The sequence below is a fragment of the Bacillus sp. MAG717A genome (assembly GCF_036884855.1).
GTDB lineage: Bacteria > Bacillota > Bacilli > Bacillales > Bacillaceae > Bacillus > Bacillus safensis.
The window spans coordinates 1,175,665-1,191,560 of sequence record NZ_CP145733.1 but is presented as its reverse complement, the minus strand read 5'-3'; the positions used below and the strand labels follow the sequence as shown (position 1 = coordinate 1,191,560).

The window sequence follows — 15,896 nt, the reverse complement described above, 5'->3', positions numbered from 1 at the left end:
CAAATTATCCTTCTAGCACAAGGTCAAAATCGTCTTCTTCTTTCTGCTTCTGATCATGTTCCGGCGTTTTTGGCTCTTTTTTCTCAGAGAAATTCACAAGCAGGTTGGCGCCAATACCGATGACGAGTGCGCCAGTAAGGGCTCCGATTAAATAAGCCCACCAGTTTCCGACTGAGAAGAATCCGTATAGCCCGCCAATTGGCGGCATGATGTCATGAACTCCTAATAATGCAGCGACCCCGCTTCCAACAGCACATGCGACAACATTGAGCGGAATCAATTTCAAAGGATTGACGAGGGTAAAAGGGATTGCCCCTTCCGTAATACCGATAATGCCCATAACAAGGCCGCCTCGCCCGGCTTCTCTAAAGGTTGGAGAGAAGTTGCGTTTTCGAATCAATGTCGCAAGCCCGTATCCAAGCGGTGGAATGACAATCGCAATATTGACAAGAATGGCAGGGAGGTAGACGCCTGATAGGAAGAGCGCGTTACCAGCCATCCATGCGGATTTATTCACCGGTCCGCCAAGATCGAAGCCAATCATCGCACCTAAAATGAGAGCGAGCGCAAGTGTACTTGTTCCATCAGCGACCATGCCTTTGATCCATTCAATTAATGCCGTGTTCAAAGCGCCTAATGGTCCGCCTAGAAGAACTGACATAAGAAGTCCGGTTAAGCCAACGGTAATAAGCGGCAGGATGAGCAGAGGGACGAGTCCAGCTGCAGAGCCTTGAATTTGAATTTTTCTTTTCACAAAAAGAGCAACATATCCTGCGAAGAAGCCTGCAATGACGGCACCTATAAATCCGGCATTTGTTGAGCTGGCAAGGGCACCGCCGATAAAACCAGCCGCAAGACCTGATTTATCTGCAATGGAATAGGCGATAAATCCAGCGAGCAGGACGTTCATTAAGCCAATGCCTGTCCAGCCAACCTGCTCCATTAAATAGGCACCGTGCAATATGCCGCCAGCATCCTTATAGGTGTTTAAATCTGAAACACCAAACCCTAACCCGACCAATTTTGCTAAACCAACGATAAGTGAAGCACCGATGATTACAGGAAGAATATAAGAAATACCGGTCATGAGATGGCCTTCAATGACTTTTAATTTTGCTTTCATTTTCTTTGCTCCTTTCTATATGGCATTGCTCATGTTTATTGAGATTCAGACTTTTTCTTTTCTACAAGTGCTACGGCTTTGGTGATAATTTGTTCAGCATTTTTTAAGGCACGTCCGATTTCGACACGTACAGTGGGAATGCCTGAGAAGCGTTCTGCATCGTTGATATGCTGATTTGAGGCAATGATGCAGAGGTCTGCCTGCTTTGCTTCCTCTGCTGTAATGCCGTTCACCTGTCCCATAATTCCTTGCTGTTCGATTTTGATCTCGTGTCCGAGCTGTTTACCCGCATTTTCTAACGCTTTTGCTGCCATTGGTGTATGAGCTAACCCTGCTGGACATGAAGTGACACCGACAATTTTCATTGTGTAATCCCCTCTTTCAATTGTTGTTCAATGACTTCGTAATAGTAATCAGCTGTTTGACCTGGTTGAATCTTTTCGATAAAAGCAGGTTCCATTAGGCTTGTCGCAATACCTGACAGTAATTTCAGATGTGTGACATTTGCTTCTTCTAGTGGAACGAGCAGTGTAAATAGATAGCTTGTGGGCAAATCGTCGAAGCTTCCCCATTCAATGGGTTGTTCAAGTTCTAAAAAAAGAAGTGAAGCCGTTTGTACATTGGAGCTTTTTGTATGTGGAATGGCGAAGCCTTGCTGAAGTCCTGTTGAGACTTCGTCTTCGCGTGTCAACAAATCTGCTAATAGCCCCGCCTGATCATTTGTAATCTGAAGGTCTTCAGCTTTCTCGGAAATGTATTGTAAAATCTCATTCTTTGATCGTCCGTTTACTTGTGTGAAAACATGATCTTTTTGGAACAAGCTGATCCCTTCTCTCTTGTTTGTTAAGCGCTTACAAGTTGATTGTAATGTACTTTTCAGCATGGTTAAATAGCATCATTTTCCGTTTGAAATGGCAAAAAGTTTATGAAGCTATCCGTCCTGCTGACTGAATATCTCAAATCCTAGCTTAAAACGAGTTTAATTATATAAAAAACAGATTCTACTAAATGTATTTCTGTGATATTCTTCCAAGGTATCATAAAAGATAAGGGGGTCTTTTCATGTTCAAAAAGCAGGTCAAATCCTGTGTGGTCGTACTCATGGCCATCATTCTATGTATGGCAGCATTACCTGGATACGAGGCAGCAGCTGCCAGTCATGGAACAAGTGTCAATGAAGCCATTGGGTTAAAAAATGGTGAAGTCATCTCAGGTACATTACAGAATGAAAAGGAAGAGTCATGGTATCAAATCACGCCATCTGCACAAGAGGTGGCAAAACATACACATATGCAAATTTCTGTGAAAAGTAAACAAGTGCTGTCCGTATCGGTCTATCCAAGTAAGGACAGAGCGATGAAGGATGACACCTATTCAAGATATCGCGTGGACACAGCAAGCGGAGAGACAGAGATCAACTTCCCGCACGCATGGTCAGGTCCCTATTATGTCAAAGTGCTTTATTTAGGGTCAGAGGAAGACAGCCGTGATGAGGAAGAGGATGCGGCATATACAATCGGGTATAAAGGAGCTAACCTTCCTCCTTCTGAACCTGTTTTCCCTGAAGAAGATGAGCCTGAAATCATCATTATTGAGAAAAAGTACGGGCGTGAAATTCTACAATCGATTCGTACAATCGAAGATAAACGATTTAATGAAACGGCAGAAGGTCAAAAGCTTTCGCGTCTGCTCCAAAAAACAAAACCGTTTCTCAAATCGAAGCTCATCAAACATCAAAAAGAGCAGCAAAAGGTATACAATCATCTGCTCACATTAAAAACACTGCTAAGTGACGTAGAGAAAAATGGTGCATTTAGCGGTCATATCGTAACAGAAAAAGAACAGCAGGCGATCGGTTCCCTTTTTGATATGCTCAAAGAAGCAAGTCCGGCTTATTTAAAAAAGGAATTAGAAGCTGTCAGTCAAAAAATTGGCATTGATCAGCTCGAAGGAAAATCAGTTGGTTATGTATTAGAGAAACAAAAGCTTTTAAAAGAAGAGAAGGTTAAAACGAATAAGATCATTTTTAAATTAAAGGATGGCCAAACACTTCAATCTGCGAAAAAGAAGATGAAAAGCTACGGTATCCAAGAAAACCGTGTGACATCACAGTCAGTCAGTCCTTTATTCAAAGGCATGTATGTCTATGATGTACCAGCAGGGCAAGAATCAGCTGGAAAGACACTAAAAGCAGGCAAAGCGGCCATCAAGAGCACGGCAAGAAAGCTTTCCAGCATGCCGAATGTTGAATTTGCAGAGCCTGTTCAAACCTATCGTGCGCTAAGCAACGACGCGCAGTATGATTATCAGTGGCCGCTGAAAAACAGTGCGCAAAACAGCGGAAAAAAAGGCGCTGACGTCAAATTTGAACAAATGAATACACTGATTGGCACAAGCAAAATGAAGCAAACATTAATTGCTGTTGTGGATACAGGTGTAGACAGCCGTTTGACAGATTTAAGCGGGACTGTTCGTACAGACTTAGGTGCGAATCTCATTGGGCGAAACAAAGATGCGATTGATGACAATGGACACGGTACGCATGTGGCAGGCATCATTGCCGCAAAATCCGATAATCATTACTCAATGGCAGGCCTCAACCAACATACGGGTATCATTCCGGTGAAGGTGCTGGATGCCTATGGATTTGGAGATACAGAGCATATTGCACTTGGCATCAAGCATGCAGTGGACAAAGGCGCAAAGGTGATCAACATGAGCCTTGGCGGCTACTACAGCAGAGTGATTGAATATGCAATGAATTATGCTGCACAAAGAAATGTGCTAGTCGTCGTGGCAAGTGGAAATGATGGCGTACCAGAAATGGGCTACCCTGCGACGTCAAAATACGCAATGGCGGTTGGCGCAAGCAACCGTATGGATATTGCCGCTGAGTTCTCAAGCTATGGCAAAGGACTGAGCATGTCAGCACCAGGTTCTGATATTCCGAGCTTAATGCCTGATGGGAACGTCTCATACCTTAGCGGGACATCAATGGCGACACCATATGTGGCAGCAGCAGCAGGATTACTGCTTTCTAAAAATCCATCCTTGAAGCCAAATCAAGTGAGAAATCTTTTGCAAAGTACAGCAGATGATATCTCATTTAAATCTATTGATGGAAAAGACGACGTTTTCTATGATGAAAACGAGGAACCAATTGTTGATCCGAAAATTCCAGGTGTCGATTGGATGACAGGACACGGCAGACTGAATGCATTTGCTGCATTAAGTGCTGTCGAATTGAATGCATCTGTGAGCAAAGTGGAGGATCAGCATCAAAAGGTGACTGGTAAAGCAAAAGCTGGCGCTGCTATCTCTGTTTATAGAGGCAAAACCCTGCTTGGAAAAGGCACAGCAGGTAAAAAGGGAACCTTTAGTGTGAAGATCAAGTATCAGAACAAAAACAAGGTCCTTCGCATTAAGATTTCAAAAGGAAAGGCTGCTACGACGCTCAAAACTGTCGTGAAAAAGGGCAAAGCACCAGCTAAGCCGAAAGTGAGCAAAGTAACAGTCAAAAGTAAAGCGGTCAAAGGGACTGCGGGTGCAGGCTTGACCATTAAAGTGAAAAACAAATCAAAGAAAGTCATCAAAACAGTCAAAACCAATAGCAAGGGCGCATTTACTGCCCAAATAAAACCACAAAAAGCCAAAACGGTTTTGTATGTGACTGCTTCAGATGTGAGAAAAAGAGAAAGCAAAGCAGTAAAAGTGGTTGTGAAAAAATAAAAGAAGAACTTCCCTTTCTAAAAAAGGGGAGTTCTTTTGTTTTATACTGGAAAAATACCAATTCTTGTCGATAGTAATATAGTAGGAAATAAAAGGAGGATTTATCGATGAAAAAAATTATGTTTGCTTTCTTTCTATCATTGCTTCTCGTATTCCCAAGCTTTGCACATGCTGAAGAAACAGCTGCAGTACCAGCTTCCGTACAAGTAACAAGTGTCACAGCAGCCGATAGTGGAATAGTGAATTACGGCTATGGCAGTAAATATCGCGTGGGTTCTTATTATCCAGCTACGTTTAAAGGGACACTAAAAGATGCAAGCGGAAACCTCATGCCTAATCAGCCGATCCAGCTTTATTTTGAAGCAGCAATCAAATCATATGCTCAAACAGCGACAGGCACAACAGACGAGAATGGACAGTTTTCACTCACGTTTCAAGTTCCTGCAGGTGCAGGCTACCAATCATACAATAATGCAGGCTGGTCAACACATTACTACGATATCGTTCCAGTGACGTTCACGTCAAACGACATCAAACTATCTTCAAATGTCACAAGTGTGTACCATTTGGCGTATACATCACGTTACTAATCTCATAGAAAAAAGGATGTCATCAAGTGACATCCTTTTCTTTTTGTTAGCAAACCTGCTGGGCGGCAACCGAAAGAGTCGATAAACAAACACTCATCAGCCGTTATTCCCAGATTCGATCGAGCGTTTAACTTTTAATCTTCAGCTTTGATGGATAAGAACTTTCATACTTGAACTTTGATCCTTGAACGTTCAGCTTTGAGCTTTTATCAAGGATCATCCTAAGATGATCATCAGATGAGGAGGGAATGACCTTTCCCTCGGAGGTGTTTAGTTCTATCGATTTTCGGCTCACTAACAAAATCAATTAATCGATCTGTATTTTCGTCAGTGTATTGCTTTCAGACAAGGAAAAATCAACTTCCATTTGGAAATCTTCAATTTCTTTCGAAAGCTGTTCAATTTTTACTCGAAGGCGAAGCGGATCGATGATCACTGCCTCATTTTCAGCTAGAAAAGACTTCACGATCTCTTGGTTGGCAGCCGCTTGTGTCTTTCCATCTTTCCCAAACAAGGTTTCTAAATGCTGATCAAGTCTCTTTTTCACATCTTCATTGGTTTGTTCTGCTTTGTCGACCAGCTCTTTGTACACTTGTTTCATTTTCCGTAAATAACGAATATCGTAGTCTATCGACGTCTTACGTTCAATCGCCTCTGCCACCGTCATGCGGACACCTGCCACATCAATCATTGTGGTTGCATTTGATACAACGATGGCTGATTTGATGGCATTCCGGCGTTTGATTAAAGCTTGAATCGATTGATCATCAGCCTTCGCCTTTTTTTCAACTTCTTCTTGATTTTGAAATCCGTGCTGTATATGTTTCCCGATCATCAATCCACCAAGTACGGCGTCATCAACGGTTCGGTTGATCCTTTTATCTAACATTTTCAGTTCACTTAATGCTCTTGTAATGGTCATTTCCATATTCACGACAACTCCCTTGGTTCATCCTGAAAATCATAGATTCCTATCATATACCAAAGTGTGCTTCTTTTACTAGTGATATCCTTTTTTGTCAGCTGCTTTTATTAGAAAAAAACCTGATGTTTATACACCAGGTTTTTCTCGTTTTTTCTGAATCCAAGCTGTCGCATAATAGGCAGCATAGCAGAGCGCAATGAAAGGAATGCCGCAGATGAGGGCAATCCGCTGATTTGGGTCAAAGGCAATGCCGATGACAGATGCAAGACATAGGAGGAAGGCAGCAATCGGAACCACTGGATAGAGCGGGGTTCGAAAGGATAAATCTTGAAGCTGTCCGCCTTCCTGTAAAAATCTTTTCCGAAACATCAACTGTGAGGCAGCAATCCCCATCCATACAACCACAACGGCCAGTCCAGAGATTGACACAAGGACAAGATATACCGTTTCTGGTGCGATCACACTCGATAGCAATGAAAGAATACCACCGATCATACTTAAAATGAGTGCATTCAAAGGAATTCCTTTTGACGTCAGCTTCGCCAGTTTTTTAGGAAGTGTCCGTTCTTCAGAAAGTGACCAAAGCATACGAGATGACGCGTATAATCCTGAGTTTGCGGCAGATAAGATCGCGGTCAGGATGACAAAATTCATGAAATCTGCGGCATAAGGAATCCCGATACGATCAAATACCACGACAAATGGGCTTTTGATCACCCCGGCTTCTTCTACTGGAATCAAGCCAGCCAAAACAACGATCGTTCCAACGAAAAACAGGACGAGACGCAGGACAGTTGTGCGAATGGCTCTTGGGATGGTCTCGTCAGGATTGACGCTTTCACCCGCAGCAATCCCAATCAACTCCGTCCCTGAAAAAGCAAAATTGACAGCAAGCATCGTCATTAAAATCGGTAAAAAGCCGTTTGGGAAAAGTCCGCCTTCGCCAGTGAAATTAGAAAAGAACGGAGCGGCCTCACCGCCCTTTAATGGAATCAAACCAAACATTGCAGCTCCGCCAAGAATAATAAAGAGAATAATAGCCATCACTTTAATACTGGAAAACCAAAACTCTGATTCTGCAAAAAATTTGACTGTAAATGCATTCAGTAAAAAGATGAGAAGAGCAAAAACACCACTCCACATCCAAACCGAAGTGTCTGGAAACCAGCGCTGCATTAATAATCCTGCCGCTGTAAATTCCGAACCGAGTGCCACTGTCCACGTCAGCCAATATAGCCAAGCGACCGTATAGCCTGTACCAGGTCCAATGTATTTTGTTGCGTACGTATGAAAAGCCCCTGTGACCGGCATTGCGACAGACAGCTCACCTAAACAAAGCATCACGAGGTAGACAATTAATGCCCCCACAAGATAGGCAAGAATGGTTCCCGCAGGTCCGGCCTGATTGATGGTATACCCAGAGCTTAAAAAGAGCCCTGTCCCAATGACGCCGCCTAGAGAAAGCATGAACAGGTGCCGGCTCGTCATTTTTCGTTGATATTGTTGTGACTGATCTTTTGCTTGTTCCATGTCTTCCCGCCCTTTTGTTTAGAAGTATGTGTGATGATTCATGATGCTATGATGTGGTTCGTTTTAAGATGTCATTGATATCTTCTGGGGTCGTGCGGCAGCAGCCGCCGATGATATGTGCGCCGTCTTTGTACCATTGATACGCACATTCGCCAAAAGTAAGATGTGACGTATCTCCGCTCCATACCTTTTCTTCAGGATCATATACTTCACCTGAGTTTGGATACACCACAATCGGTTTGCTTGTTCCCTTTTTCATCTCTTGAATGAGAGAAGAGATAAATTGCGGCGGCGTACAGTTCACGCCGACAGCAGCGATTTGTTCATAAGGCTCAAGCGCCTGTACACATTCTCGTATGAAATCACCTTCACTAATGTGCAGGCCATCTTTTGCGCTGAATGTGATCCAAGCAGATACCCCGCTGAATTCATCCCGCAGCAGCTTTGCGATGGCTGTTGCTTCAATCAGACAAGGAATTGTTTCACATGCAAGAATATCTGCCCCCGCTTCTACTAACGCCTGAATTCTTGGTCTGTGAAAATCAATGAGATCCTGCTCAGAGAGTCCGTAATTTCCCTTATATTCTGAACCATCAGACAAATAAGCGCCGAATGGCCCCACAGATCCAGCGACAAATGGTTTTGTCCGCCCTTCACGACGCGCTTCATCCTGCCAAAAAAGATCACGTGCCTCTTTCGCTAAAGTGACAGAGCGTTTCATGAGTTCAAGCGCTTCTTTTTTTGTATAGCCTTTTTCAGCAAAGCCTTCAATCGTTGTTTGATAGCTGGCGGTTGTGGCACAGTCAGCACCTGCTTGGAAGTAGTCCAAGTGTACTTGCTGAATCAATTGTGGCTGTTCAATAAGTATTTTGGCTGACCATAAACTGTCATTTAAGTTACAGCCCTTTCGTTCAAGCTCTGTTGCTAATGCACCGTCTAAAATCAAAGGTGCGTGAGCCTGTAAACGGCTTTGAATAGGATTCATCGGAATCAAACAGCCTCCTTTTTAGATCGGAAATAATGGATATGATATGAGGCAGTAGTTTAAATGACTAAAGTGTTTTTGTCAAGGAGAGAAAAAAGCATCTTAGAGCGAAAAAACCCTGAAAACATGCGGGTTTTGATGCATAAAAATGCAGTCAAAATAATAGAAAACCAAGTCATTGACAGCCTCTAAAAAGAGATATATATTATGGAAAGATTGATTTCAGAAAGCTTCATCAAAAGGCGCCGTCTTTTGATTTTTATTTTGTCAAACGACTGTCTTCTTTCGTGCAGAAAGAGGGTTTTTTATATGCTTAAAAAAGGAGGAAAGAAGAATTGAAAAAATGTGTAAAAGATATAGCGATGATTTTAGTTGGTTCTTTTTTATTTGCCGCAGCAGTGAACATGTTTGTCATTCCGCTTGAATTTGGTGAAGGCGGCGTAACGGGGCTGTCCATCATTTTTTATTATTTGTTTGAGATTGCACCGTGGCTGACGAACCTTGTGTTGAATGCGATCTTATTACTTGTGGGATATAAATACTTGGACAAGAAGACCACGATTTATACGGTGGTTGCCGTCGCAAGTAACTCTCTATTTTTACACTTGACCACAACATGGGTCGTGAATGTTCATGAATTGATCATTGGAGCGATTTTTGCAGGAATTATCATCGGTATTGGGATTGGTCTAGTGCTAAGAGCAGGCGGAACAACGGCGGGCTCTGCCATTCTCGGAAGAATTGCCAACAAGTATTTAGACTGGAACGTGAGCTATGCCATCTTGTTCTTTGATCTGATCGTTGTATTTGCTTCCTACTTTATTATTGGTGCGGAAAAATTAATGTTTACCATTGTAATGCTGTACGTGGCGACAAAAGTGATGGACTTCGTGATAGAAGGGCTTAACACGAAAAAGGCAGTGACGATTATTTCTTCATGCAAAGATGATATTGCGGAAGAAATCAATCACACTCTGGACCGAGGCGTAACAATTTTAAACGGACGCGGACATTATTCAAAGGAATCGAAGGAAATTCTTTACGCAGTCATTCAAAAGCAAGAGCTCATGCGCCTCAAGAAAATTATTAAGAAAATTGATCGAGACGCATTTGTGGTTGTCCATGACGTGCGCGATGTGTTCGGAGAAGGATTTGTAAATATATAAAAATGAAAAGACCCGAAAAAGGGTCTTTTTTTATTCTCTATACCTCTTGTCACACAATACTATGTAATGTATAGTATAAAGAGTTAGGAGTTGTAAACATGAATGCACAATTAAAAAAAGGATTACTGGAGTTTTGTGTACTGGCGGTATTAAAGAAAGGCGATTCCTATGGTTATCAAATCATTAAAGATATGTCCCGTTGTATTGAGATTTCAGAATCGACATTATATCCGATTTTAAAGCGTTTAGAGCAAAACAATTATGTGGAGACCTATTCCCAGGAACATAACAGTCGATTAAGAAAATACTACCGCATGACAGAAAGCGGGCGGGAGCATATGGCGCAGTTTTTAGAGGAATGGGATCAGGTGATGGCGATTTACGACTTTATTTCTGGAGGACAGGGCAATGAATAAAAAAGAATTTTTAAGCAGCCTAAAGAAGCATCTGCATCTTCTAGGCGACAAAGATAGTGATCGGTTTGTCGAATACTACGATGAAATGATTGAGGATTATCAGGAAGATGGCTACAGTGAACAGGAAGCGGTTCAACAAGTCGGGCAGCCTGCTATGATCGCTGAAGGGATTATGAAGGAACAAGGAATAAAAACCGTTCAGGTGCCGACGTTTGGAGAAAAAGCCACAAGACTCTCCATTCTCATTTTAGGCTTTCCGTTATGGGGCAGTATTCTAGCAACAGTCTTCCTGCTGATTCTTTCTGTGTATATGGTGATTTGGTGCATTCCACTTGTGACAGGAACAGTGACGCTCACTGGTCTGCTCGGCGGTTTTTGGAGCATCATTGGTTCTCCATTTATCTTTCAGGACGGTTTGCATGTGGTGGTGACACAGATTGGCGTTGGTATTTTTCTATTAGGTGTCGGATTATTAAGCGGCATAGCCACGGCGTATTTAACAAAGCTATTTGTGCAAATGACTATTCAAACAACTAAGGCATTCATGGGAATGTTTAAAAAGAAGGTCGTGAGAGTATGAACGTGAATGATTTAAAAAAGCAATGCATCAAATGGGGGATCATCTTCACCGTTGCCGGAGGAATTGTCATGGCAATTGGTTTTGGCATATCAGGCTTTGATCTAGATGCATATCACAACAATGACCAGAGCAACGTGTTCCGCACCATCAATTGGAGCAAGCCATAATAAAAAATGAAAAAAGACAAAGAGCTAAAATCAAGATCATTTTAGCCCTTTGTCAACAGTCTGAAACCCGCTTATGCGGGTCTTTTTTTCGCTCGGGCCACAAAGAAGAAATAACAGCAAAGTGCGCCTAGATCACAAAGCATAATGATCAGACCCATTGGAAAGGCTGTTTGGCTTCCGGCTAGTCCGACAAGAGGTGTCATGCAAGCGCCTAGCAGCATTTGCGCCACACCGATCAGTGCAGCTGCACTTCCTGCATGTGCCCCGTGATGCTGCATTGCAAGAGACGGTGCAGAGGTCCCGACAATTCCAACGCTTGATACCACAAAAAACAGCGGAATGAGAATACCGTACAATCCTGCATCAATCGAGATCATGAAAAATAAAGTCACTCCCCCTAACGCAGCTGTCAGCAATCCAATGCGAAGGACTTTCTCTTCACCGATTTTCGCAGCGACTCGGGCAAATACTTGTCCAGCTGTGATGATCCCAAGACTATTCACCGCAAAGGCCGCACTAAAGCCTTGTGGAGAAAGGTTAAAAATATCCTGGAGCACAAACGGTGAACCGGAAATATAAGCAAACATCGCTGCGAATACAAGACCTTGTGAGAGGGCATATCCAACAAAGAGACGATCACTGGCTAAAATTTTCATCGCGCCTGCAATCTGTTGAAAGCCCCCGGTCTGTCTACGATCCGCAGGTAAGCTTTCTTGCAGTGAAAAGATGGATCTCAGCAGCATCAATGCCCCGAGAATTCCGAGTAGGACAAATACACCCTGCCATGTCGTGAAGCGTAAAATTTGTCCGCCCGCAATAGGTGCTGCTGCCGGAGCCACCCCGTTGACTAACATCAGCAGTGCAAAGAATTTCGTCATTTCTGATCCTTCATAATGATCTCGCACGATAGCTCGTGCAATGACAATCCCTGCTGAACCAGCAAGTCCTTGAATCAATCTAAGAAGAATGAATGTCCAAATCGATGTGACTACTGTACAAAGAAGTGAAGCAGCTATAAAGATAATCAAGCCAATCATCAGCGGTTTTTTTCTGCCGATCGTATCACTGATCGGGCCTGCAATCAGCTGGCCAAGCGCCAGTCCAATGAGACAAGCCATGAGACTTAATTGGGACAACGCCGTACTTGCCTCAAAATCACGAGCAATATGAGGCAATGCAGGTAAATACATATCCATTGCCAGCGGAGCAAGGGCTGTTAAAGATCCGAGCAATGCGGCAAGGAGAAATCGATTTTTTTTCGATTCTTGGGGATAAGATAAAGAACTCATATGCTGACAGCACTCCTCGTATACTTCCTCAACACAGCATAATGAATCAAGCGTTCCTTTTCAATGAAAAATTTTCAAAGATGTTTCCGTGCAAAATGATTGATCTTTCGAATGAGACTCTTTACATTGAATGAGTAGAGAAAAGAGTAAGGTGATCACATGCAGTGATTGCATGATACGTATATCCACTAATAGAGAGCAGGAGGTGCTGACATGAAGCAGCAAGAGCTAATCATTCGTCAAGCAGTCAAAGAAGATCATGAGGCCATCAGGAACGTGCTGATCAAATCCTATGCACAGTATGCGCCTCAATTTACAGAGGAAGGCTGGCAAGATTATTCTGCCGCGCTTGCAGCAGCTGTAGATAATCCGAACATGGAGCTGATGCTGGTGGCTGAGCTTGATGGAAAGGTTGTGGGGACGCTTCAAATGTTCCGTTCATCAGAGCAAGCATATGACAATCCAGAAATGGGCATTACATCAGCCATCGTCCGGTTTTTAGGAGTAGATCCCGATGTGAGGGGAAAAGGAATTGCAGAGTCCTTGCTGCGTAAAAGTATTGAACTAACGCAATCATGGGGCGAAAATGTCCTGTATCTGCATACATCTGATAAAATGCAGGCCGCTATTCGCCTATATGAAAGAATGGGCTTTGAGCGTGCGCTTGATAAAGATTTTGTGAGCTCGAGTGGGACGCATGTCAAGAGCTATCAATATGTGATCAAGAAAGAACAGCCGGCAGGTTCATAATATAACGTGCAGCAAAAGGAAGAGCTTACATCCATGGGCAGCTCTTCCTTTTTCAATTTACGCCCATAGTGCCAGCGCCCAATATGATACCCCCCACGAGATGAAACCGAACATGACAAAGAATTTTAACATGCGCTCATAAGGAGACAGCTTTCGTTCTCTCTTCGTTTTCACTAGCTGCCAATAAAGGGCAAAGCCGCAAATCACGAGGATGATTTGTCCAAGCTGTGTAAAGTTTTCAAGAATCGTGATTCCGTTCATTTCTTTTCACCTCATTATTCATCTTCCAGAAGTAAAAGCGCAATCCCTTTATTTCTTCAAAAAAAATCAGTGTATACTAGAAAGAAACGAGTGTTTAGAGGGAGTTGTGACATATTGTTTTCGCTGCATGCGGATCGTTGGGATGAAGTCATCGAGAGAAAAATCAAATACGATCAAAAAGTTGTGGAACATACCTGTCAGCTGTTAGACGCACAGAAGCAGCAGGCTGTGCTGTTTCACAAGATTGAAGACCCGTTTACGATGAGGGCAGGTGATGGTGCTCTAACCATTCCTAAAGGAAGCTATACGACCGCCTATTATTGGAAGGATCGGCCTTACAACATATATTTCTGGAGAGATGATCAAGGAAAGGAACTAGGGTCTTATCTTAATATGGTGGGAGATACTCAGTTCAACGGCCAGCTGGTCATGTTTGAAGATCTCATTATTGATCTTCTTGTTCTCCCGAATGGTGTTGTCTTTGTGCTGGATGAAGATGAATTGCCGGAGAATTTAGCGGATTTTGAACACGGTTCGGTGCATCGGGCATTAAAGGGCGTGATGGCTTCGTTAGAAAGCATTCTCGATCAAGTGAGGGCAGATGCCGAAGGAAAATATCATCACAGTTTGTTTGAGCCGATGTTGAAATAGAAAAAACGATTCCTCGCTGAAAGGAATCGTTTTTTTCTGTTAAACCTTAATACGGTTTAATCGTTTTTGTAAATTGGTTTTTGTTTTGGAGGCTTTTAGCTGTTTGACAGCGCTTTGGGCCGCTGCTTTTGTTTTCTTTGTTCGTTTCGCTTCCGCTTTTTTGACCTTTTGTTTAGCGTCTGTCACTTTCTTTTGATAAGCGACTTGTTTTTTGACTTTGTCGAGCCGGTTTTGCAGGCTTGTTTTTTCTTTGCCTTTGTTTAGTTTTTTGATGGCCGTTTGAGCACTTTTAATAGCGCTCTGTGTTTTGTTTTTTTCTGCTGTTTTGACCTTTGCACGTGCCGAGCGGATATCAATGGATGCTTGGACTTTCTTCACCCGTTCTGTGAGTGCTGTTTTTTGTTTGCTTGCAGTGAGCCGGCCAATTCTTGTTTTGGCTTGATTGACATCTTCCTGCTTTTTAGATGTTTCGGCTTTTTTAACAGCACTGGCCGCAGCCTTTAAAAAGGAGGATTGCGGCACATATTGCACGCGGCCATAGCCGAATTGTGGATCCTTTCCTTTTGCGCCAAGATCCACTGTATAGCTGCGCAATAAAGTGCGAAGCTGTGCATTTGTTTTCTTCGGATGAAGCTGCTTTAACAGTGCCAGCATTCCTGTGACATGCGGTGCAGCTTGTGATGTACCCGTTGCATACCAATATTCATTTTTTAAATAAGTGCTGATGACGTTCTGGCCAGGGGCAGAAAATTCAATCCCTTTCCCTGTATTCGAGATAGACGCGAGTTTATCTTTGTCAGTCGTTGCAGAAACGGCAATGACGCTATTGTAAGCGGCAGGGTAGCTAATATAATTCTTTTTCCCATCATTTCCGCTTGCAGCGACCACAAGCAGTCCTTTTTTATAGGCTTCATCCACTGCTGAACGCAAGATGGGGATATTGTCTTCAAAGCCTAAACTTAAATTAATAATGTCCATCTTGTTGGTAATCGCCCAATCGATGCCTCGAAGCAGACTATATAGATCGCCTTCTCCCTTTTTATCTAACACTTTCACAGCATACAGCTTCACACCAGAAGCGACGCCAACTGTTCCATAATCGTTATTAAGCGCACCAATCGTGCCTGCGACATGTGTGCCATGTCCTTCATCATCTTTATAAGAGGATGTGTAGTTCACGAATGATTTACCGCCGGCTACCTTTAAATCCTCGTGTGAGAAAATGCCAGTATCTAAAACGGCTACTTTTACATTTTTACCAGTGACGCCTTCTTTTATTGCTTGCTTTATATTTAGTTTTTGCAGGTTGTAAGATTTTTGTACCAATGCATCCTGATTAGTAGCAGCGGCTGTTTTCTTCACAGTAGAAGCTGCGAGTTTAACCTTTACGTTTTTTGAGACGTAAGCGATGTTTGGGTCTTTTTTGAGTGAGGTGACCGCTTGTTCATCTGTTGTCACAGCGACAGCGGGAAGATGTATGTACTGTGCGTTCACTTTCTCACTTTCCTCAATAGCTGTTTGTTTTCCTTTTTGATTTTTATAGACGATGATGACATCTGTTTCTTTTGGCGGTGCAGCTGCCTGCGTATGGAAGGGCAAAGCAGTTGTCAACGCAAGAAGAAACGCAATGACGATAAGTAATTTCCTTTTCAATGCGTGGCTCCTCTCATCCGATGACCTCGGTCTTTTTTTCTCTATTATATCGGAGAAAGCAGAGGGATGGGATAGTAGAAT

The 15,896-nt window shown here is 43.0% G+C and carries 17 protein-coding genes; 8 read left to right on the top strand and 9 right to left on the bottom strand.

All coding sequences use genetic code 11. The annotated features are described in order from the left end of the window. Nucleotides 1-4 precede the first annotated feature (4 nt). From V6Z54_RS06005 to V6Z54_RS05995, 3 genes are read right to left on the bottom strand one after another with little or no spacing between them, the layout of a single operon-like run. Complete coding sequence (locus tag V6Z54_RS06005; RefSeq protein WP_024424401.1) at nucleotides 5-1,123, bottom strand: PTS fructose transporter subunit IIC; 1,119 nt, start codon at nucleotides 1,121-1,123, stop codon at nucleotides 5-7. Nucleotides 1,124-1,158: 35 nt separating this feature from the next. Then, nucleotides 1,159-1,488, bottom strand: a complete 330-nt coding sequence (locus tag V6Z54_RS06000; RefSeq protein ID WP_007498438.1) for a fructose PTS transporter subunit IIB — start codon at nucleotides 1,486-1,488, stop codon at nucleotides 1,159-1,161. After that, entirely contained in the window at nucleotides 1,485-2,006 is a 522-nt protein-coding gene (locus V6Z54_RS05995; protein WP_258954516.1) for a PTS sugar transporter subunit IIA, read from the bottom strand. Before V6Z54_RS05995 ends, V6Z54_RS06000 begins: the two co-directional genes overlap by 4 nt. 179 nt (nucleotides 2,007-2,185) lie before the next feature. Between V6Z54_RS05995 and V6Z54_RS05990 the strand changes: the two genes are divergently transcribed. Beyond that, nucleotides 2,186-4,852, top strand: coding sequence for a S8 family serine peptidase (locus V6Z54_RS05990; protein WP_338527813.1), 2,667 nt, complete (start codon nucleotides 2,186-2,188; stop codon nucleotides 4,850-4,852). A gap of 107 nt (nucleotides 4,853-4,959) precedes the next feature. Next, on the top strand, nucleotides 4,960-5,442 hold the full coding sequence (locus V6Z54_RS05985) for an Ig-like domain-containing protein (RefSeq protein ID WP_269103872.1): 483 nt from the start codon (nucleotides 4,960-4,962) through the stop codon (nucleotides 5,440-5,442). Nucleotides 5,443-5,749: 307 nt separating this feature from the next. Here V6Z54_RS05985 and V6Z54_RS05980 read toward each other — a convergent pair whose 3' ends face one another. The 3 genes from V6Z54_RS05980 to mmuM all read right to left on the bottom strand — a co-directional run bounded on the left by V6Z54_RS05980 (nucleotide 5,750) and on the right by mmuM (nucleotide 8,882). After that, the gene (locus V6Z54_RS05980) at nucleotides 5,750-6,370 is read right to left on the bottom strand and encodes a hypothetical protein (RefSeq protein ID WP_041088857.1); all 621 of its coding nucleotides are present in this window, start codon (nucleotides 6,368-6,370) and stop codon (nucleotides 5,750-5,752) included. Nucleotides 6,371-6,493: 123 nt separating this feature from the next. Continuing rightward, nucleotides 6,494-7,897, bottom strand: coding sequence for an S-methylmethionine permease (gene mmuP / locus V6Z54_RS05975; protein WP_047203047.1), 1,404 nt, complete (start codon nucleotides 7,895-7,897; stop codon nucleotides 6,494-6,496). Between the two features lie 46 nt (nucleotides 7,898-7,943). Next, nucleotides 7,944-8,882, bottom strand: a complete 939-nt coding sequence (mmuM, locus tag V6Z54_RS05970) for a homocysteine S-methyltransferase (RefSeq protein ID WP_073978693.1) — start codon at nucleotides 8,880-8,882, stop codon at nucleotides 7,944-7,946. 335 nt (nucleotides 8,883-9,217) lie between these two features. Here mmuM and V6Z54_RS05965 point away from each other — a divergent pair, with 335 nt between their 5' ends. The 4 genes from V6Z54_RS05965 to V6Z54_RS05950 all read left to right on the top strand — a co-directional run bounded on the left by V6Z54_RS05965 (nucleotide 9,218) and on the right by V6Z54_RS05950 (nucleotide 11,211). Beyond that, nucleotides 9,218-10,048 (top strand): YitT family protein, encoded by an 831-nt coding sequence (locus V6Z54_RS05965; RefSeq protein WP_024424393.1) that lies wholly within the window; start codon nucleotides 9,218-9,220, stop codon nucleotides 10,046-10,048. Nucleotides 10,049-10,146: 98 nt separating this feature from the next. Next, nucleotides 10,147-10,464, top strand: a complete 318-nt coding sequence (locus V6Z54_RS05960) for a PadR family transcriptional regulator (RefSeq protein ID WP_039176181.1) — start codon at nucleotides 10,147-10,149, stop codon at nucleotides 10,462-10,464. Then, entirely contained in the window at nucleotides 10,457-11,044 is a 588-nt protein-coding gene (locus tag V6Z54_RS05955) for a DUF1700 domain-containing protein (RefSeq protein WP_338527812.1), read from the top strand. The genes V6Z54_RS05960 and V6Z54_RS05955 overlap by 8 nt, the downstream gene beginning before the upstream one ends. Beyond that, a complete protein-coding gene (locus V6Z54_RS05950) occupies nucleotides 11,041-11,211 on the top strand; it encodes a hypothetical protein (RefSeq protein ID WP_186318707.1) in 171 nt (56 codons plus the stop codon). Before V6Z54_RS05955 ends, V6Z54_RS05950 begins: the two co-directional genes overlap by 4 nt. Nucleotides 11,212-11,282: 71 nt before the next feature. Here V6Z54_RS05950 and V6Z54_RS05945 read toward each other — a convergent pair whose 3' ends face one another. Next, nucleotides 11,283-12,500: a multidrug effflux MFS transporter gene (locus tag V6Z54_RS05945; RefSeq protein WP_041088865.1), complete on the bottom strand. Its 1,218-nt coding sequence runs from the start codon at nucleotides 12,498-12,500 to the stop codon at nucleotides 11,283-11,285. 213 nt (nucleotides 12,501-12,713) lie between these two features. On the opposite strand from V6Z54_RS05945, the gene V6Z54_RS05940 reads away from it, so the two are divergent. Further along, nucleotides 12,714-13,250 carry a GNAT family N-acetyltransferase gene (locus V6Z54_RS05940; protein WP_041088867.1) on the top strand — a complete coding sequence of 179 codons (537 nt, stop codon included), beginning with the start codon at nucleotides 12,714-12,716 and terminating at the stop codon, nucleotides 13,248-13,250. 57 nt (nucleotides 13,251-13,307) lie between these two features. Here the strand turns inward: V6Z54_RS05940 and V6Z54_RS05935 are convergent, their stop codons facing one another. Then, nucleotides 13,308-13,511, bottom strand: a complete 204-nt coding sequence (locus V6Z54_RS05935; RefSeq protein WP_041088869.1) for a hypothetical protein — start codon at nucleotides 13,509-13,511, stop codon at nucleotides 13,308-13,310. Nucleotides 13,512-13,625: 114 nt separating this feature from the next. Here V6Z54_RS05935 and V6Z54_RS05930 point away from each other — a divergent pair, with 114 nt between their 5' ends. Continuing rightward, complete coding sequence (locus V6Z54_RS05930) at nucleotides 13,626-14,162, top strand: DUF402 domain-containing protein (RefSeq protein WP_041088871.1); 537 nt, start codon at nucleotides 13,626-13,628, stop codon at nucleotides 14,160-14,162. A 39-nt stretch (nucleotides 14,163-14,201) separates the two neighbouring features. Here the strand turns inward: V6Z54_RS05930 and V6Z54_RS05925 are convergent, their stop codons facing one another. After that, nucleotides 14,202-15,815 carry a S8 family peptidase gene (locus V6Z54_RS05925; protein ID WP_041088873.1) on the bottom strand — a complete coding sequence of 538 codons (1,614 nt, stop codon included), beginning with the start codon at nucleotides 15,813-15,815 and terminating at the stop codon, nucleotides 14,202-14,204. Nucleotides 15,816-15,896: the final 81 nt, after the last annotated feature.